Annotated in this window: 14 protein-coding genes; 7 read left to right on the forward strand and 7 right to left on the reverse strand. The window is 52.8% G+C overall.

The window, feature by feature from the left end:
* Positions 1 to 54: 54 nt before the first annotated feature.
* The gene (locus tag HV302_RS26655) at positions 55 to 1,401 is read right to left on the reverse strand and encodes an ISNCY-like element ISLad2 family transposase (RefSeq protein WP_076611902.1); all 1,347 of its coding nucleotides are present in this window, start codon (positions 1,399 to 1,401) and stop codon (positions 55 to 57) included.
* A gap of 226 nt (positions 1,402 to 1,627) precedes the next feature.
* Between HV302_RS26655 and HV302_RS26660 the strand changes: the two genes are divergently transcribed.
* Entirely contained in the window at positions 1,628 to 2,260 is a 633-nt protein-coding gene (locus HV302_RS26660) for a DUF6904 family protein (RefSeq protein WP_001567369.1), read from the forward strand.
* A gap of 28 nt (positions 2,261 to 2,288) precedes the next feature.
* Here HV302_RS26660 and HV302_RS26665 read toward each other — a convergent pair whose 3' ends face one another.
* Positions 2,289 to 3,692, reverse strand: a complete 1,404-nt coding sequence (locus HV302_RS26665; RefSeq protein WP_001567368.1) for an ISNCY-like element ISKpn21 family transposase — start codon at positions 3,690 to 3,692, stop codon at positions 2,289 to 2,291.
* A gap of 218 nt (positions 3,693 to 3,910) precedes the next feature.
* On the opposite strand from HV302_RS26665, the gene HV302_RS26670 reads away from it, so the two are divergent.
* Positions 3,911 to 4,543: a DUF6904 family protein gene (locus tag HV302_RS26670; RefSeq protein ID WP_001567369.1), complete on the forward strand. Its 633-nt coding sequence runs from the start codon at positions 3,911 to 3,913 to the stop codon at positions 4,541 to 4,543.
* Positions 4,544 to 4,571: 28 nt separating this feature from the next.
* Here the strand turns inward: HV302_RS26670 and HV302_RS26675 are convergent, their stop codons facing one another.
* Together HV302_RS26675 and HV302_RS26680 are read right to left on the reverse strand one after the other, a co-directional pair.
* On the reverse strand, positions 4,572 to 5,975 hold the full coding sequence (locus tag HV302_RS26675) for an ISNCY-like element ISKpn21 family transposase (protein WP_001567368.1): 1,404 nt from the start codon (positions 5,973 to 5,975) through the stop codon (positions 4,572 to 4,574).
* A gap of 213 nt (positions 5,976 to 6,188) precedes the next feature.
* Positions 6,189 to 9,086, reverse strand: coding sequence for a Tn3-like element Tn5403 family transposase (locus HV302_RS26680; RefSeq protein ID WP_191212346.1), 2,898 nt, complete (start codon positions 9,084 to 9,086; stop codon positions 6,189 to 6,191).
* Between the two features lie 94 nt (positions 9,087 to 9,180).
* Here HV302_RS26680 and HV302_RS26685 point away from each other — a divergent pair, with 94 nt between their 5' ends.
* Both HV302_RS26685 and HV302_RS26690 read left to right on the forward strand, forming a co-directional pair.
* Positions 9,181 to 9,786, forward strand: coding sequence for a recombinase family protein (locus tag HV302_RS26685; RefSeq protein ID WP_000509966.1), 606 nt, complete (start codon positions 9,181 to 9,183; stop codon positions 9,784 to 9,786).
* Positions 9,787 to 9,858: 72 nt separating this feature from the next.
* Positions 9,859 to 10,008 (forward strand): hypothetical protein, encoded by a 150-nt coding sequence (locus HV302_RS26690; RefSeq protein WP_176564481.1) that lies wholly within the window; start codon positions 9,859 to 9,861, stop codon positions 10,006 to 10,008.
* Between the two features lie 167 nt (positions 10,009 to 10,175).
* Here the strand turns inward: HV302_RS26690 and HV302_RS26695 are convergent, their stop codons facing one another.
* Complete coding sequence (locus HV302_RS26695) at positions 10,176 to 12,863, reverse strand: cation-transporting P-type ATPase (protein ID WP_016241527.1); 2,688 nt, start codon at positions 12,861 to 12,863, stop codon at positions 10,176 to 10,178.
* A gap of 50 nt (positions 12,864 to 12,913) precedes the next feature.
* The gene (locus HV302_RS26700) at positions 12,914 to 13,345 is read right to left on the reverse strand and encodes a universal stress protein (protein WP_016241528.1); all 432 of its coding nucleotides are present in this window, start codon (positions 13,343 to 13,345) and stop codon (positions 12,914 to 12,916) included.
* 524 nt (positions 13,346 to 13,869) lie between these two features.
* Here HV302_RS26700 and HV302_RS26705 point away from each other — a divergent pair.
* The 3 genes from HV302_RS26705 to HV302_RS26715 all read left to right on the forward strand — a co-directional run bounded on the left by HV302_RS26705 (position 13,870) and on the right by HV302_RS26715 (position 19,127).
* Positions 13,870 to 14,955 (forward strand): efflux RND transporter periplasmic adaptor subunit, encoded by a 1,086-nt coding sequence (locus HV302_RS26705; protein ID WP_016241530.1) that lies wholly within the window; start codon positions 13,870 to 13,872, stop codon positions 14,953 to 14,955.
* On the forward strand, positions 14,955 to 18,011 hold the full coding sequence (locus HV302_RS26710; RefSeq protein ID WP_191212347.1) for an efflux RND transporter permease subunit: 3,057 nt from the start codon (positions 14,955 to 14,957) through the stop codon (positions 18,009 to 18,011). Before HV302_RS26705 ends, HV302_RS26710 begins: the two co-directional genes overlap by 1 nt.
* Before the next feature lie 192 nt (positions 18,012 to 18,203).
* Complete coding sequence (locus tag HV302_RS26715; RefSeq protein ID WP_024196075.1) at positions 18,204 to 19,127, forward strand: acyltransferase; 924 nt, start codon at positions 18,204 to 18,206, stop codon at positions 19,125 to 19,127.
* Between the two features lie 7 nt (positions 19,128 to 19,134).
* Here the strand turns inward: HV302_RS26715 and pagP are convergent, their stop codons facing one another.
* Positions 19,135 to 19,710, reverse strand: a complete 576-nt coding sequence (gene pagP / locus HV302_RS26720) for a lipid IV(A) palmitoyltransferase PagP (protein ID WP_045270086.1) — start codon at positions 19,708 to 19,710, stop codon at positions 19,135 to 19,137.
* Positions 19,711 to 19,747 lie beyond the last annotated feature (37 nt).

Consider the following 19,747-nt stretch of genomic DNA (forward strand, 5'->3'; position numbering starts at 1 on the left):
AGTATCCTTTTGGGGACTCACTGTTCCGGTACTTTGCAGCACTGATGGTCGATTCTATCGCTTTGAACTTGCCACAAACAAGCTCGGGTCTGCCAGAACGGGATTGATAGCCCGGAGCTGTTCCTGGATGCGCACCTGAGCCTTACGGCTGGGCGATTTTTTGCTTCGTTCCCGTTTGCCTTCGCTTTCCCGCTCATCCTGTTTTACCTGAGCCAGTCGGAGTACAGTCCCGAGACGTTTGTTATCAACAATCTGCCCCTGGTCGACACAGGCCAGCTTATCAAATGCCTGGCACTTAAGGCTCCGGTGCCCATAGAGGAAGGCGAGGGTGCCATCGGGATAATCCAGTACTTTAATTTTTTCACCGGCAAGACGGCTATTTTCTTCTGTGGTGTCCATGAGATAAAGGATCTTATCGTACTGGAAGGTCAGTGATTTCGACACGGTACGAACATCATGCCAGGCAAAGATGTCTCTTAATTCATCGGGGCTTTCCTGCACCGGACGATGCAAATCTTTGGGGAACTTAGCCGGTCGTGAAAACCGGCTGTTAAAGTCAGCGATGAAAGTGGCAAGCCAGGCATTTGCGGCCTCAATGCCGGTTATACCTTCCAGACGCATTTCTTTGATCAGCCGATCCTGAAGTGTCTGATTCGCACGTTCCACGCGGCCTTTAGCTTCAGAGCTGTTGGCACAAATAAGCTCGATTGCCAGGTCATAAAGCACACGTCCGAACTGGGTAACGGTGGTATTGCGTTTCTCCGGACCACTGACGCGAAATATTGCGTGTTTGTCACTGTACAGCGATACCGGCTTCCCATGCTGCTCGATGTATTCCCGGGTTGCCAGCATGTAGTCAAAGGCTGTTTCTGACTCGCTGAACCGCAAATGCATCAGACGCCCGGTGGCATCATCGATAAAGACCAGCAGGCAGCATTTTGGCGCACGGCCTTCAAACCAGTCATGGTGGGAGCCGTCGATCTGGATAAGTTCACCCAGACAATCACGCCGATGTCGGGGTTGATAAACCCGTGACTTACGGCGAGCATGCGGGACCCAGAGTCCGTCAGACGTCATCCAGTTGCGGACGGTCTCGATTGAAAGCCGGATATTATGGCGCTCTCTGAGTTTTTCTGCGGCCAGTGTGGGCCCAAAGTCACTGTAGTTTTCACGTATCAGCGTGAGTACTCGTAGTTTGAGAGATTCGGTCAACCGGCGGTTGCTGGGCTGGCCGCGTTTGCGGCTGACAAGTCCTTCAGCACCAGAAACTCGGTAACGATTGATAAGTCGTTGCGCCTGACGTTCTGAAATGCCAAGCTGTGATGCTGCATCACGACGGCGTAGACGCTTTTCACAAACTGCCTGTATCACCGGTAGGCGGTGGATCTCTTTATCTGACATGGTCACCAACATGCGTTGAGCCCCTTAGAATTGCATTCAGTTTAGCTTACTCTAAGGTGACGTTTCTATCTGGATAAAAAGTGACATTACTAAATGGTTCTAACAATCTATGTCAAGGCTCAATTGAAATGTCCGTTATCCAGCTCAATTAAAATGACCACTTTGATCTCTCATTCTCTTTACTGATAGACTTTCCTCCGACTGAAACAACAGGATGATTGAGCCCATGCTTCGATACGAGTTAACGCCGAACAATGCAGGTTTTATACTGTGGGGAGATTCAGAAGCCCTGAATGAATTACATGAACTCATTCATTACATCGTGGATGAAAGCCCACTGATTAAAGTTAAAGACGGATTTATGTTATCCCTTGCCTATGATATTCGTAAAGCACGGGAAGGTAATCGTCGTGTTGAGCAACATCAGTATGATCAACATGATACATATAAGCTTTATGGTGTTGAGCTTTTATGGCCTCTGGTCCTGGTACAGTCCTCAATACTCAGAAACTCAATGGGTTATATTCAGACAGACAAAAACCAGCTGTCTGTCATGTATGCCTTTGAATACCTGATAGAATCAGCATTAACAGAGTCTGAGAGAACAACGTCGAATGATATTATGCTAACAGTAAAATATGCATCAGACTCTGATTTTAATTTCATTGAGGATAATATTGACAGCAGGTGCTGCTATTTTATCAGCCTATCTCCGGAGCAAAGAAAAAAGCAGTTAATCAGTATTGTTCGTTCTTTTCATTCATTATGGGGTAAGTATGCCCGTGAAAAGCAGGACATAAAGATGCTGAACGAAATGAATAATACATCATGGGTCTGGCCGGACAATATCAACTGGTGAGCAACCACTGTCCGGCCAGTGAGTACCATCAGCGGGCTCTTTTACCAAAAATGTCCTCTGAACGTGACTGAAGCTGTTTGAGTGCTTCGAGCATGTCATCATTATCCAGTGAGCGCTGGGATTTCTTCCCTTCCTGCTTTGGCCGTCGTCGGGAAGGGCCATCTCCAGCGGGAATTGACTGAGAGCGCGTGTTATCCCGCTTGCTCTGCACCAGACTGATAAACTCCAGGGTTCGGCCAAGACGCTTGTTATCGACAATCGCGCCCTGGTCGATTTCTGACAGTCGGTCGTAGGTAGAGTAGGGAAGTAGCGTACCGTTCAGGCGCAGCTCTTTTCTGCCATCAGGATAGTGATACACATCGATATATTTACCTATTGCACGGCGACTCAGTTCGCTGTCTTCAATCAGGTACAACATTTTATCATATTGTATCGTCAACGATTTTGAGACTTTACGTTTTTCACGAACAGTGAAAATAAGCCCCAGGTCCTCATCATGTTCTACAGCACGGTGTACGTCAAAATCATGTCGCGGTACTTTGCCAAAACGGCGGTTATAGTCAGCCATATAGGCCTCAGCGAAGTCATTTGCAGCCTCCATTGAACAAATGCCCTGTAACCGCAGCTCTTTGACCAGACGATCCTGTAAAGTGAGGTGAGCTCGTTCTACACGCCCTTTGGCGGGACTGGTTTCTGCACAGATAGTCTGGATGTTCAGTTCATGCATGGCTCGCCCAAACTGAGTATGCCCGTCTCCGCCTGTGGCGTGTTTATTGTTAACACGAAAAACACCGGCTTTATCGCTGTACAGTGCCAGCGGTTTACCATGCTTATCGATATAGCGCCGCGTGGCTTCGAAGTAAGAAAACGTGGACTCCGATTTAACAAACAACAGTTCCATCAGTTTGCTGGTTGCATCATCAACATAGACCAGCGCGGTGCAGGCCGGGCCACGGCCTTCAAACCAGTCGTGATCACAGCCATCTATTTGTATCAGCTCACCAGTACACGGACGCCGGTACCGTGGTTGAGGGATCCTTGCGGCACGTTGTTTACGGGGAACCCATAAGCCAGCCCGCACCATGATGCGCCGGACAGTTTCTTTGCCAAGAAACAGTCCGTGGAGTTCTTCGAGCTTTTCACGCGCCAGAGTCGGACCGAAATCAGCATAACGCGTCTTGATCAGTTCCAGAGCCTGATCTGCGAGCCCGGGTGGCAACTGGCGGTTACCACGCATGCCACATCGTCTGCTGGCCATACCAAGCGGTCCGCCTTCACGGTAACGGGCAAGAAGTCTGCGGCATTGCCTGTCGCTGATACCGAGGTGCTCGGCCGCACGGCGCGTTGTGATGCGACGTTCAATGACGTCCTGTATAATCTTGATCCGGTTGATCTCTTTCAAAGTAAACACTCCTGAGCTTTCTGCGCTCATGATATGCCTCCCGGTAGTTTAAACGGACCAGTGAAGCTTACCATAGCGCGGACATCTGAATTGAGCCACAGGCGGACATTACTATTGAGCCATTACAATCTATGTCAAGGCTCAATTGAAATGTCCGTTATCCAGCTCAATTAAAATGACCACTTTGATCTCTCATTCTCTTTACTGATAGACTTTCCTCCGACTGAAACAACAGGATGATTGAGCCCATGCTTCGATACGAGTTAACGCCGAACAATGCAGGTTTTATACTGTGGGGAGATTCAGAAGCCCTGAATGAATTACATGAACTCATTCATTACATCGTGGATGAAAGCCCACTGATTAAAGTTAAAGACGGATTTATGTTATCCCTTGCCTATGATATTCGTAAAGCACGGGAAGGTAATCGTCGTGTTGAGCAACATCAGTATGATCAACATGATACATATAAGCTTTATGGTGTTGAGCTTTTATGGCCTCTGGTCCTGGTACAGTCCTCAATACTCAGAAACTCAATGGGTTATATTCAGACAGACAAAAACCAGCTGTCTGTCATGTATGCCTTTGAATACCTGATAGAATCAGCATTAACAGAGTCTGAGAGAACAACGTCGAATGATATTATGCTAACAGTAAAATATGCATCAGACTCTGATTTTAATTTCATTGAGGATAATATTGACAGCAGGTGCTGCTATTTTATCAGCCTATCTCCGGAGCAAAGAAAAAAGCAGTTAATCAGTATTGTTCGTTCTTTTCATTCATTATGGGGTAAGTATGCCCGTGAAAAGCAGGACATAAAGATGCTGAACGAAATGAATAATACATCATGGGTCTGGCCGGACAATATCAACTGGTGAGCAACCACTGTCCGGCCAGTGAGTACCATCAGCGGGCTCTTTTACCAAAAATGTCCTCTGAACGTGACTGAAGCTGTTTGAGTGCTTCGAGCATGTCATCATTATCCAGTGAGCGCTGGGATTTCTTCCCTTCCTGCTTTGGCCGTCGTCGGGAAGGGCCATCTCCAGCGGGAATTGACTGAGAGCGCGTGTTATCCCGCTTGCTCTGCACCAGACTGATAAACTCCAGGGTTCGGCCAAGACGCTTGTTATCGACAATCGCGCCCTGGTCGATTTCTGACAGTCGGTCGTAGGTAGAGTAGGGAAGTAGCGTACCGTTCAGGCGCAGCTCTTTTCTGCCATCAGGATAGTGATACACATCGATATATTTACCTATTGCACGGCGACTCAGTTCGCTGTCTTCAATCAGGTACAACATTTTATCATATTGTATCGTCAACGATTTTGAGACTTTACGTTTTTCACGAACAGTGAAAATAAGCCCCAGGTCCTCATCATGTTCTACAGCACGGTGTACGTCAAAATCATGTCGCGGTACTTTGCCAAAACGGCGGTTATAGTCAGCCATATAGGCCTCAGCGAAGTCATTTGCAGCCTCCATTGAACAAATGCCCTGTAACCGCAGCTCTTTGACCAGACGATCCTGTAAAGTGAGGTGAGCTCGTTCTACACGCCCTTTGGCGGGACTGGTTTCTGCACAGATAGTCTGGATGTTCAGTTCATGCATGGCTCGCCCAAACTGAGTATGCCCGTCTCCGCCTGTGGCGTGTTTATTGTTAACACGAAAAACACCGGCTTTATCGCTGTACAGTGCCAGCGGTTTACCATGCTTATCGATATAGCGCCGCGTGGCTTCGAAGTAAGAAAACGTGGACTCCGATTTAACAAACAACAGTTCCATCAGTTTGCTGGTTGCATCATCAACATAGACCAGCGCGGTGCAGGCCGGGCCACGGCCTTCAAACCAGTCGTGATCACAGCCATCTATTTGTATCAGCTCACCAGTACACGGACGCCGGTACCGTGGTTGAGGGATCCTTGCGGCACGTTGTTTACGGGGAACCCATAAGCCAGCCCGCACCATGATGCGCCGGACAGTTTCTTTGCCAAGAAACAGTCCGTGGAGTTCTTCGAGCTTTTCACGCGCCAGAGTCGGACCGAAATCAGCATAACGCGTCTTGATCAGTTCCAGAGCCTGATCTGCGAGCCCGGGTGGCAACTGGCGGTTACCACGCATGCCACATCGTCTGCTGGCCATACCAAGCGGTCCGCCTTCACGGTAACGGGCAAGAAGTCTGCGGCATTGCCTGTCGCTGATACCGAGGTGCTCGGCCGCACGGCGCGTTGTGATGCGACGTTCAATGACGTCCTGTATAATCTTGATCCGGTTGATCTCTTTCAAAGTAAACACTCCTGAGCTTTCTGCGCTCATGATATGCCTCCCGGTAGTTTAAACGGACCAGTGAAGCTTACCATAGCGCGGACATCTGAATTGAGCCACAGGCGGACATTACTATTGAGCCATTACAATCTAAGTGCGCATAATGAACCTTATGTTGAATTATGGTTAAGTAGTCGATTTTATGGTTGGAAGTGCCTGTTTGCAGTAAAAGGGGTCGGTTCCGGCTGAGGGCGAAATGACACCCTAAGCTTTCGGTTCCTTGGGCCAAAGATATTCGCCAGTCAGTAGAATGTGCGCCCAGCCCAATGGGGATATGTGGGGAAGAAATTCAGGGGGAACATCCAACCCTTCGTTCCGCCGCTCCGTGACGGCATGACCAAGATGGACGGTATTCCAGTAAATGATCACCGCAGTCAATAAATTGAGCCCAGCGATTCGGTAGTGCTGCCCCTCTGTCGTGCGATCGCGAATTTCCCCCTGCCTCCCGATACGGAGCGCATTTTTGAGCGCATGGTGGGCCTCTCCCTTGTTAAGACCGATCTGAGCACGCCGCTGCATGTCCGTATCCAGGATCCACTCAATAATGAAAAGGGTCCGTTCAATACGACCAACTTCACGAAGCGCAACTGCAAGGTTGTTTTGTCGTGGGTAAGAAGCGAGCTTGCGCAGGAGTTGGCTGGGCCTGATTTTGCCAGCGGTCATCGTCGCGGCACAACGGAAAATATCAGGCCAGTTCGCAACGATAAGATCCTCCCGGGCTTTTCCACCTACCAACTTGCGTAACTCCCTGGGGGTCGTATCGGGATTAAATACGTACAACCGCTTCGATGGCAGATCCCTGATTCGCAGAACGAGATTGTAGCCGAGCAGGCTACTGGCTCCGAACAAATGGTCGGTGAATCCTGCTGTATCGGCATACTGTTCGCGAACATGGCGACCGACCTCGTTCATCAGTAGTCCATCGAGAATATACGGTGCCTCGCTCACGGTCGCCGGGATCGACTGACAAGCGAATGGCGCGAACTGGTCGCTTACGTGAGTATACGCTTTGAGGCCGGGAACAGAACCATATTTGGCATTGACCATGTTCATGGCTTCGCCATGCCGCGCTGTCGGGAAAAACTGACCATCGCTCGATGCTGACGTGCCCATCCCCCAGACGCGTGACATCGGCAGTTTACCCTGCGCGGCCACCACAATTGCCAATGCCTGGTTCATGGCTTCGCTTTCAACATGCCAGCGGGCAAGGCGTGAGAGCTGCCAGTAATCATGCGTGTTTGTAGCTTCCGCCATCTTACGCAGGCCCAGATTGAGCCCTTCAGCGAGCAGGACGTTGAGCAGACCGATCCGGTCGCGACATGGAGCCCCGGTTCTCAGATGGGTAAACGCATCTGTGAAACCAAGGGCTGCATCAACTTCAAGCAGCATGTCGGTAATCCGAACGGACGGCATTCGGCGATACAGATCCAGTATGAGTGCCTCGGCACCATCCGGCACGTCTGCTGTCAACCTGTCGATCCGCAACGTTCCATCTTCTATGCTACCGTGCGGAATAGTGCCGTTACGGGCAGCCCGGGCCAGCCGCTTAAGAGCGATCGTGAGTCGCGCCTTTCTGTCTGCCAGCCAATCCTGTGGGTTGGAAGGCACGGCCAGTTTTGCATTTTCCTGCGCCGCGATCATCGGCACCAGTACCTGCTTGAGGTCACCATAGCGGCGCGAATGAGCGAGCCAGATATCTCCGGAACGAAAAGCATCCCGGAGGTGAAAGAGTACCGCCACTTCCCAAAGACGGGTATCTCCTTTTTCCTGAGCTCGTAAATGACGGTTCCATTTGGAGCTGGGCCGCAGGAAACGCCTTTCTGGCGATGCAACACCTTTCATCTCTCCGATCGACAAAGCTGCTGCTACCAATGGTCCGGCGACCGGCGCGGCTTCGAGCTTCAGACTGCGCAACATGCGGGGCGCATAACGACGAAAGCGATGGTATCCCTGCCCGACATATGCAAGAGGCTCATCGGCTAGCGTGTTGCTGAGTTGAGTCCCTGTCGCTACCAGTTGAGCGAGCCGGTCCCATGCAACCGAACTGGCGACAGCCATCTCCAGCGGGGTTCCGTCACTGCGGGCCTCAAGCAACGAAGCTCCCAGCGCGGTGAAGGTACGGATCGTATCCGTGAGTGTGGCTTTAGAGCCGGAAATTGTTTCGTCATGCTGGCGCTTCGCTTCCCGCCAGGTTTTTCCTACGATCCTGTCATGGGTTTCGACTATGGCATCAGCAATCGCCGCTTCCCACTCCACAACACAGACGGCAAGGATCGCCCAGCGGCGGTCCGAAGTGATGTCACGCAAACCGTCGGTGAAGTAGCGTTCACCCTGCCGACGCAGCCGGGCAATGCGATGGGCAGGTATGCTGGCCAAAGCACTATGATTGATATTCAGGGTACGCAGAAATTCGAGCCTGTCGAGCAAACGGTTAGCAGCAGCCGAGTTGTTACCAACCTCGAAGTTGCGAAGCCAGATGAAACGACTGATATTGCCGGCGAGCATTTCACTCAGAAGTTTGTCCAGGTGATCGCGAACATCCGCTGTTAAATTTTCCGCAATCCGCGTTTCAATCCGCCGCTCAGCGGCGACCAGAGCATCCGCGCACAAGCGCTCGATTGTCGATACTGCGGGCAGAATGGTGGAAGTTTCCCGACACCGCACAATAAAACGATGAGCAAGATCCTCGTTTGATCTGGCATCTTCGGCCTGGCCGAAAGTCCACTCCCGCAGATCACGGGCACCACGGCCCGTGAAGGTCTTGTAGCCGTAAATTTCGCGCAGCGTGTCCATGTGCTGCTGACGGGTTTGGCGCCGTGTGGCATAAGTGAGAAGCGCATCAGCCGGAACTCCAAGCTGAGCACCGACGAAGGAAAGGACTTCACGCGGGATCATCTCACCAGGAGCCAGTGCACGGCCCGGATATCGTAAGGCACAAAGTTGCAGGGCAAAGCCAATCCTGTTTTCCGGTCTGCGGCGCTGCCTAATGTTTTCCAGGTCATCATCGCCCAGCGTGTAGAACTTCAGTAGCGACAGTTCGTCCGTGGGCAGATCGAACAGCGCTGCTCGCTGCCGTTCGGTGAAAATATGGCGTCGTGACATACAAATTCGTCCCTTTTGAAGTATAGTCTGTTTTGGACAACAGCCAGCCCATATAAATCAGGGCGTTCCGATACAAAAATCCAGGAGGGTTCAATTGGGACATCGTGCCGCCATTTACTGCCGGGTTTCAACAGCGGATCAGTCTTGTGAACGCCAGGAATTTGATCTGCGAGCCTTCGCCGGCCGTGCCGGCTACGACGTGGTGGGAATATTTAAGGAAACAGGTTCAGGAACTAAACTCGACCGGGCCGAGCGAAAGAAAGTCCTGGCGCTTGCCCAGTCCAGACAAATTGATGCAATCCTGGTCACTGAGCTTTCCCGGTGGGGGCGCTCGACGCTCGATCTGCTCAATACGCTACGTGAACTGGAGAACTGGAAGGTTTCCGTGATAGCCATGAATGGAATGGCGTTCGATCTTTCGTCGCCGTATGGACGAATGCTGGCGACGTTTCTTTCCGGCATTGCGGAGTTTGAGCGGGATCTCATCAGCGAGCGGGTCAAGTCAGGCCTTGCTGTTGCGAAGGCACGTGGTAAGAGGCTTGGTCGTCAGGCCGGAGTGCGACCAAAATCAGACCGACTTTTGCCTAAGGTGGTTGCGATGAGGGCCGAGGGACGCAGCTATCGCTGGATCGCACGCGAGCTCGGTATCAGCAAGAATACCGTCGCTGACATCGTGCAACGACACAGAGCTAACGCTTAGGGTGTCATTTCGCCCTCAGCCGGAACCGACCCCTTCAAGCGTCATGAGTGGGATTTCACTGAACCAAAATATGTGGATTTCCCGTCACGCGGTATTTTCCATGTGCAGGTCGGCGGCGGTGCCACCACTGGCGTGGTGAGCGCGGTCAATAACAACAGCAGCAGCTGGATGCGCGCGAAGCTGGCGGCCTATCGTAATAACCCGGTTAAACTCAAAGATTGATCGATTAAGATCGTGTTCTTTGTCTGAAACGGAAAAGCCGACGCGTTATGCGTCGGCTTTTGTTTTTTGGTTTTCCACGGTGGCGGCGCGCTGCGTCTGTCCGGGCTACCGATTATGCGGCTGTCTGGTAGCCCGGACAGGTGCGCAGCACCGCCTCCGGGAATGACTCAGGCCGTGCGCCACTTGCGCGTCAGCGGCTTCTCAATTTCCACAATCAGGAACATCACAAAACCGATAATAAAGGTGATCACCCAGTAGCGGAACGGCAGCGCTTCGGTACCGAACAGCATCTGCATAAACGGCGCGTAGATAATCAGCAGTTGCAGCACCAGCAACACGCCGCTGACAATCCAGATACCCCGGTTCGCCAGCAGCCCTTTGCTCAGTGAGAAACCATCCGCCACCCGGCAGTTGAGCATATAAAACCACTGTGCGGTGACCAGCGTCTGCAACAGTACGGTGCGGATAAACTCAGGTGAGTAGCCTCGCGGCTGTAGCCAGGCCTCCAGCACAAAGGCGCTCACGGCGATCATCGAACCGACAAAAATTACCCGCCAGATGGCAAAGCCGTCCATCGCATGCAGCTTAGGATCGCGCGGCGGACGGCGCATGATGTTCTTTTCACCGGCTTCGAACGCCAGACCAAACGACAGCGTGGCCGACGTCGCCATGTTCATCCACAAAATCAACACCGGCGTCAGCGGAATCAAATTCCCCGCCAGCAGCGCGATAATGATTAACAACCCCTGCGCCAGGTTGGTTGGCATAATGAACAAGATCGTTTTCTTCAGGTTATCGTAAACCCGCCGCCCTTCCCTGACTGCACTGGCGATGGTGGCGAAGTTATCATCGGTCAGCACCATATCAGCGGCCTCTTTGGTCACTTCGGTGCCCTTGATGCCCATCGCGATACCAACATCGGCCTGCTTCAGCGCCGGGGCGTCGTTCACCCCATCACCGGTCATCCCGACCACCTCTTTCCTGCTTTGCAGCGCCTGAACCAGACGGAACTTATCTTCCGGACTGGTACGGGCAAAAATATCGAATTTCTGCGCCGCTTCACTCAGTTGGGTATCGTCCATCACCTCCAGCTCGCGCCCGGTAATGGCGTTCCCGGCGTTGCCGATCCCCAGCATCTTGCCGATACTCATCGCCGTTTGCGGGTGGTCCCCGGTGATCATCTTCACGCGGATCCCCGCCTGCAGGCAGTCGCCGATAGCGGTAATGGCCTCTGGTCGCGGCGGGTCCATCATCCCGGCGATCCCTAACAGAATGACGCCATGCTGCAAATCCTGATGGGTGAGTTCGGTTTGCCCGTCAGCCGCCGGTTTCCACGCTGCCGCCACCATGCGCAGCCCTTCCCGCGCGTACTCTTCAATTTTCGCTTCCCAATACGGCTGGTCCAGCGGCTCCAGCCCATGGTCGGTTTGCTGATGCTGACACAGGCGGAACAGCACATCTGGCGCACCGGTAATTAAAATCGTCTCCTCATTGCCGATGCGGTACAGCGTTGACATATATTTGTATTGCGAATCAAAGGGGATCTTACTGCGCAGTTCGGTGCTCGCCGGCGAAAGCGTCACTTTCGCCGCCAGCACCTTCAGCGCCCCTTCCGTAGGGCCGCCAGTGATTTTCCACAACCCGCTTTCATCTTTGATTAGCTGGCTGTCGTTACACAGGTCGATGGTGCGCAGATAGCGCTCCAGCAGCGTGCCCGGCGCGACGGTTATCGGGTCCGGCTCATCGATCGGGTGAATATTCCCCACCGGCTCGTAGCTGTCCCCTTCCACCCGATAGACTTTATCGGCGGTGATAACGGCCTTAACCGTCATCTCGTTCATGGTCAGCGTCCCGGTTTTATCCGAGCAAATAACCGTCATCGCCCCTAGCGTTTCGACCGTCGGCAGCTTGCGGATAATCGCCTTCTGCCGGGCCATGGTTTGCACGCCAAGCGAGAGGATAATCGAGATAATCGCCGGCAGCCCTTCCGGTACCGACGCCACCGCCAGGCTAATCAGCGACAGCATCAGTTCAGAAACCGGCATATCGCGGAACAGCAGGCTAAAGACGAATAGCGCAGCCATCATCACCAGAATGATGATAAAGATGGCTTTGCCGAGCTTATCCATCTGCACCAACAGCGGAGTACGGTGTTTCTCGATATCCGCCATCATCTGGTTAATGTGGCCCAGCTCGGTATCGCCACCGGTTGCCACCACCAGGCCTTTGCCACCGCCGGAGCTTACCGTGGTGCCTGAGAACAACAGGTTCGTCCGGTCACCCAACGGCAGTTCGCCGCTAAGCGCTTCGGTACTTTTCTCCACCACCGTTGATTCACCGGTCAGAATCGCCTCTTCCACCCGTAGGTTATGCGCTTCGATAACCCGCAGGTCTGCTGGAATGCGGTCGCCGGCGCGGATCACCACGATATCGCCGGGAACCAGCGCCGTGGTCGGAATGGTTTCATGATTCCCCTGACGAACCACCACCGCTTCGCTGGAGAGCATATTGCGAATGCTCTGGAGCGATTTTTCGGCGTTACTCTCCTGAATATGACCAATCAGGGCGTTGATCACCGCCACGCCGAGGATCACCAGAGTATCGACCCAGTGGCCCATCACCGCCGTCAATAGCGCCGCCGCCAGCAAGACGTAAATCAGCACATCATTAAAATGCGCCAGAAAACGCAGCCATGCCGGTTTACCCGCTTTTTGCGGTAGCGCATTTTCACCGTACTGCTGTAAGCGCGCCGTCGCTTCAGCGCTGCTGATGCCATCGGGAGTGCTGTTGGTGCTGGTCAGGGTTTCATCCACGGAGAGCTGATAAAACGGGCCGCCCGGTTTTTCTGTATTCATAGTTATCTCCTCACTCCTGTAACGGAAATCAGGACAGCCTCAGGCTGCCCTTAGCGCACCACAAAAACCGGCACATGGGCATAACGCACGATACTTGCCGCCTCTGAACCCAACAGATGGGTTTGAATATTGGGATTGCGTGAGCCAATGATCACCACATCCGCCTTCAGTTCATCTGCCAGTTTCGTCACTTCATCGCGGACGTTGCCGCTGCGAATATGAATCTGGACATCGCTTTCCTTCAGAGAGAGTTTATTGATGAGTTCAGCGAGTTTTTCTTTTGAATTATTAACCAGATAGTCTTCCATTTTTCGCGCATCGGAAATAAATCCGCGCGTCAGTGCAGGAGAAAATGTCGGGATGACGTTGAGTAAATGAATCTGCCCGGAGGAGCTTTGCGCGAGGAATTGAGCATGGGACAAAGCCTTGTCCGCAAGGCCGGTTTCAAACACATCAACCGGGACGAGGATATTTTTATACATAGAGACAATCCTTTTATTACCTATAAAAAAAGGTGGTGAAAACAGCGCAGACAATGGCGCTGAGGAAGAAATCTCGATTCGAAGTATGATGGGTATAATTAAACGTAGCACACGGCGATTAACATTATTAAGATGCCAATTAATATATTGAAAAATATCACAGACTCAGTCGACCTCAGACAATTCAACTGAAAACCCAGCAAAATCGTCAACATTACCGCAAATTTTACTCTTTTTAACATTTCCTTTTTTCAACGACTATGCTCATTATCAGAGGCCTGCGCGCCTCTAAAAACCATTCAACAATTATGTAGATAAGAATCTACTTAGCACAAGGTTGATACCAGAGGAGGAGCAATGTTCGGCTACAGCCTGTTTCGCCTGAGCCTGTTTATTGCCCTGGCAATAATCGCCTGTACGGCTTCCGGGTTATTTACCTATTTAGTGGTCTCAGCGCTGGCTGAATAAAGCCGGCATTTGTGAAAAATATGTAAAATAAAACCTTTAGCACCGAGGGGAATACAGTGAACCGTTATTTTTCTCTCATTCCCGTTGTTATTTTAATAACAACGGCTTGCGATCAGAAAGCACCGCAAGTTACCCCGCTGCCGCGGATGGTAAAAGTTGCGGATGTCGTCGCCATTGGTGATTCACAGCAGCGCATTTTTCCTGCCCGTATTGAATCCGGGGATTCTACCGATCTGTCGTTCAAACGCGGCGGACAGATTGAATCCCTTGATGTGCGTCAGGGAGCCAGTATCTCTCAGGGGCAAGCGCTCGCCCGGCTCAACGCCCGGGAAGCGCAGCAACGCGTCAACGAACGGCAGACCGCAGCAACCCTCGCTCAGCGGCAGTTCGACCGCTTCCAGACGCTGGCCGGTCGCCAGGCCATTTCAAAAGCGGAAATGGATATCCAGCGGGCCAACCGTGATTCCGCCAACGCTGCGCTAAAAATCGCCCGCGAAGAGCTAAGTCAAATGACGCTCACCGCGCCGTTTAGCGGTATTGCCGCCAGCGTCCCGATCCGTAATCACCAGGTTGTCGCCGCCGGACAGCCGATCGTCACCCTGACGCGAACCGATCTGCTCGACGTGGTGTTCAGCATTCCGGAGAATCTTTTTACGACTATTGATATCCGCAATGCGCAGTATCGTCCGGTGGTGAAAATCAACTCTATGCCGGACCGTCAGTTCACCGCCGAATATAAAGAACATACCGGTAGCAGCGACAGCAACACTCTGACCTGGCAGATCATTTTAACCATGCCGCGCCCGGCCGATTTTCCGTCAGTGGGCGGCGTGAGTGGGACCGTGACGGTCAATCTGGCAAACCTGCCCGCCAGCGCGGGCGATAAAGCCGTCGTGGTGCCGGTTGAAGCGGTATTTAATCCGGATAATCGCCAGCGCAATGAGCCCCACGTCTGGGTAGTTAAAGGCGAAGGCGAACAGCTACAGCTTGAGGACAGAAAAGTTGGCGTCGGCCAGGTCACCTCTCAGGGAGTGGTCATTACCGAAGGGCTTAGCGTCGGCGAGCGCGTCGTGGCGGCAGGCGTCAGTGAACTGCATGCGCAGCAACCGGTTCGAATCTGGACGCGTGAACGAGGTTTGTAATGGATATCTCTCGTCAGTTTATTAACAACCCGATTCGCGTCTGGCTGACTATTTTACTGCTGGGCATCGGGGGTATTTTCGCCCTGCTGAATATCGGTCGCCTGGAAGACCCGGCGTTTACCATCAAGACCGCCGTGGTCATCACCCACTATCCGGGAGCCTCGGCGCAGCAGGTTGAGGAAGAAGTCACCCTGCCGCTGGAGAACGCGCTGCAACAGCTGCCCTATCTGGACAACGTCAGCTCAATTTCCTCCAATGGTCTGTCGCAAATCACCGTCAATATCGCCTCGAATTATCACTCCAGCGAGCTGCCGCAAATCTGGGATGAGCTGCGCCGTCGGGTAGGAGACGCCGCCCGGATGTTCCCGCCCGGCGTGGCCTCCCCCTTTGTGAACGACGATTTTGGCGATGTCTTTGGCTTCTTCTTTGCTATCTCCGGCGAGAGCTTTACCAACCCTGAGCTGGTCCGCTACGCCGAGCAGCTCAGGCGCGAACTGGTGCTGGTTCCCGGCGTTGGCAAAGTCGCTATCGGCGGTGCGATCCCACAACAAATCAATATCGATATCTCGCTGGCAAAAATGACCGCCCGCGGTATCACGCTCAACCAACTGGCGGCAATCCTCAGTCGCTTGAACGTAGTGTCTAACGCCGGTGAGATTAAATCCGGCAGCGAGTCAATTCGCCTGCATCCAACGGGGGAGTTTGAAAATCTCGACGAGCTGGGCGATTTGTTAATCAGCCCGCACGGCTCAGGTTCAGCGACGCGATTGCGCGATATTGCCACGCTATCGCGCGGACTCAGCGAATCTCCTTCCAGCATTTATCACGCTAATGGCCGCCAGGCGGTCACTATGGGGGTGTCGTTTATTCCCGGCGTCAACGTCATTGACGTTGGTCGCGCGCTGGAAAGCAAACTGGATCAGATGTCGGCGGAAAAACCGGCAGGGATCAAAATTGACCTGTTCTACGACCAGGCTGCAGAAGTGGCTCACTCGGTGAACGGCTTTATCACTAACTTCCTGATGGCACTGGCCATTGTCGTCGGCGTGCTGCTGATCTTTATGGGCGTGCGCAGCGGTATCATTATTGCCCTGTCGTTAGCGCTTAACGTGCTCGGTACGCTGCTGATTATGTATCTGTGGGGCATCGAGCTACAGCGTATCTCGATGGGGGCGCTGATTATCGCCCTGAGTATGCTGGTCGATAATGCCATCGTCATCGTCGAAGGGGTACTCATTGCCCGCCAGCAGGGGTCGACGCTGCTCACGGCGATTAATTATGTGATTCGCCGCTCGGCGCTGCCGCTGCTGGGGGCGACGGTGATTGCTATTCTCGCCTTTGCGCCGATTGGCCTGTCGCAGGACTCCACCGGAGAATACTGCAAATCACTGCTCCAGGTGCTGCTGATTTCACTCATGCTGAGCTGGTTCTCAGCGTTAACCATCACGCCAGTACTGATTAAATGGTGGCTGTTCAAAGGGCAACAGCCGCCTGCTGAAACCTCGGATACCGACCCCTACAGCGGGCGCTTTTATCGCATTTATCAGCAGATTCTGCACACCCTACTGATGCGCAAAGCGATCACCCTGACCGTCATGGCGGCGCTGCTGGCAGCTTCAATATGGGGATTCGGCTCGGTGCGGCAGAACTTTTTCCCCTCATCGAACACGCCTATCTTCTTTGTTGACCTCTGGCTTCCCTATGGCACTGATATTGCGACAACCGAAAAGATGGCCAGCGATATTGAAACCTCGATTAACGGCCAGCCGGGCGTTGTCACCACCATCGCCACCGTTGGTCAGGGCAGTATGCGTTTTATCCTCACCTACAGCGGGCAACGGCAATACAGCAACTACGCGCAGATCATGGTACGCATGGACGACCAGCGCAGTATTAACGCTCTGACGCAGCATGTTGACAGCTATATTGCGCGCAACTATCCGCAGGTTAATGCCAGCAGCAAACGCGTGATGTTCGGCCCTTCCGGCGATAGCGCCATTGAAGTGCGCATCAAAGGCCCGGATCCCGACCGCCTGCGCCTGCTCGCCAGCCAGGTGGGCGATATTCTCTCCGCAGACCCGGCCACCGACGGCGTGCGCAACGACTGGCAGAACCGCAGCAAGGTTATCCGCCCACAATATTCCGCCAGCTTAGGCCGCGAACTGGGAGTAGATAAACAGGATATCGATAACGCGCTGGAGATGAATTTCTCTGGTAGCCGTGCGGGACTCTATCGCGAAGGGGCTGACCTGCTGCCGGTGGTGGTTCGCCCACCAGCCGCCGAGCGCCAGGATGCTAACCACCTGAATAATGTGCTGGTCTGGAGCCAAAACCGCCAGCAGTATATCCCGCTCAGTAACGTGGTCAGCGGCTTTAATCTCGAGTGGGAAGATCCTTTGATCCTGCGCCGCGACCGCAGCCGCGTACTGACCGTGCAGACCGACCCCGATCCGCTGAGCAATCAAACCTCAGGCGATATTCTGGCGCGCGTGAAGCCGCAAATCGATGCCCTCGCCCTACCGCACGGCTACAGTATTGAGTGGGGCGGCGACGCGGAGAATTCCCGCGAAGCGCAGCAGGGGTTGTTCACCACCCTGCCGCTGGGTTACCTGGTGATGTTTGTTATCACTGTGCTGATGTTCAGCTCGCTGAAAAACGCGATCGCTATCTGGCTGACGGTGCCGCTGGCGCTGATTGGCGTAACGCCAGGCTTTTTGATTACCGGTATTCCTTTTGGCTTTATGGCATTGATAGGCTTGCTTAGCCTGAGCGGGATGTTGATTCGTAACGGCATCGTGCTGGTTGAGGAAATTGAGCAGCAGAAGCAGGAAAAAGCGCAGCAGGAAGCCATTATTTATGCCGCCACCTCGCGTCTGCGCCCTATTCTGCTGACCGCCTTCACCACCGTTCTCGGTCTGGCCCCTTTATTATTGGATGTCTTCTTCCAGAGTATGGCGGTAGTTATTATGTTTGGTCTGGGTTTTGCTACTATTCTGACGCTGCTGGTTCTGCCAGTGATTTACGCCTGTTTCCATAATAAGAGCCTATCCCAGTAGGCGTATATTGTTGCAGCCAGTTTGGGCACGGACAGCGCGCAACAACCGAAGCGTACACGCAGTACGTGAGGCTTGTGAGCACTGCCCAGGACCAAAATGGCAAATAAAATAGCCTAATGGGATAGGCTCTAAGGATATGAAGCCACAATAATGAACAGTACCGGATTAAATATTATTAAAACGCTGGGATGCATGACGGCGGTGACCTTCTTCACCATTTATAACACCCGGGATCACTATGATTACGACTATCACTGGATCCTCGGTTTTCTGACGTTTATTTCGACCATAGCCACGCCGCTGTTTTTTGTGGTGGCGGGCTATCTGGATTCGCAGTCACGGCACGATGCGCAGTGGCAAATGGGTAAAATCAAAAGCGTAGTTATCGTCTTCCTGTTCTGGATGACAGTGTACTATCTCTGGGAACCCTACCAGCGCGGTTATCTTATCCAGCCGTGGTTTGTTTTTGCCTTTATTGTGATTTACACCTTTCATCCGCTTATCGAGTGGCTCAGCCAGCGACGCAAGCTATTTTTCGGCGTGGTATTTGCGCTGCTGTTGCTCTCATATGGCTACGATCTGCTGTCCGCGCTGTATCCTGATGTTCATGCGCTGAGCCTGGCCCCGCAGTACCGTTTGTGGACCTGGCTGCTGTTTTACCTGACCGGCCAGCTGTTCAGCGATCCGCTGGTCGCCAGTTGGCTGACCCGCGAGAGAGTGGTGAAAGGCGCGATGATCGCCATTCCGTTTATTTATCTCTTCACCTGGTTTTACGAGCGCCATTTCTTCTTCGCCCTGTTTAAGGCTGACAGAAATGCGTTCATTCTTACCGGATCACAAATTTATATTTTGGTGGTGGCGCTGGTGATTGCCGCCAACGGCGTGCGGTTTCGTAAAAACAGCGAGTTTAAAGAGACCATTCTGGCGACTATCAGCAAAACGATGACCGGCGTCTATATTCTTCACTACTCCGTTTTTCATCTGCTGACCGCGCTTATCCCAATTAGCTCGCTGGGAACCAAGTTAATGCTGATTGTCCTGACGTTCATCGCCTCGGTGTTAATTTCAATGCTAGCGCTGTCCAATTCGCTGGTGAAAAAGGTGATTACGATTTGATGCCCTCTTAAAAACCGTAGCGCAGCCACGCAAACAGCACGTTGCCGTTATTGTAGGTGCCGGGAATATAGGTGAACTGCACGCTCAGGCGGCGATAGCTGGCGGAAAAGAGCGGCAAAATAATCGGTAGCGGTACGTAGTTGGCGAAGTCTTCTCGGGCGGTGATCCCGGCGGTCACCCCAAGCCCCAGGCGAAAATCGCGACTACTGTCCAGATACCAGCCCTTCTCCCAGCCGTAGCCGATAATCGGCTGCCACTCGTTGTGCGAATCCTTAAACATCATCGCGTAGAGTGAGCTCCAGTTACCTTCTTCGTTATATCTTGAGACACCAAATCCCCCGCCCCACGGCATCTCATTGTAGTTATCGGTTTTCTCTTTATCGTACATAAAGCGGTTGTGCCAGCTGAGAAATGGCAGATACAGGTCGTAGTTTTGCGGCTGATTCCAGGTTTGCGAGACATCGTCTTTTAGCCAGTTCCACCAGCCGCTGACGCGTTGTTCGCCATAAACCTTTGTTTCCGCCTGTACCGCAAAGGCGAAAATAAACAGAGTTCCCCACACTATCCGCAGACAACGTCGCATTGTTTTATCCTTAAAGGGGTCGTCTCAGAATTCGGAA

Origin of the sequence: Citrobacter sp. RHBSTW-00859 (genome assembly GCF_013729795.1) — a bacterium.
GTDB lineage: Bacteria > Pseudomonadota > Gammaproteobacteria > Enterobacterales > Enterobacteriaceae > Citrobacter > Citrobacter braakii.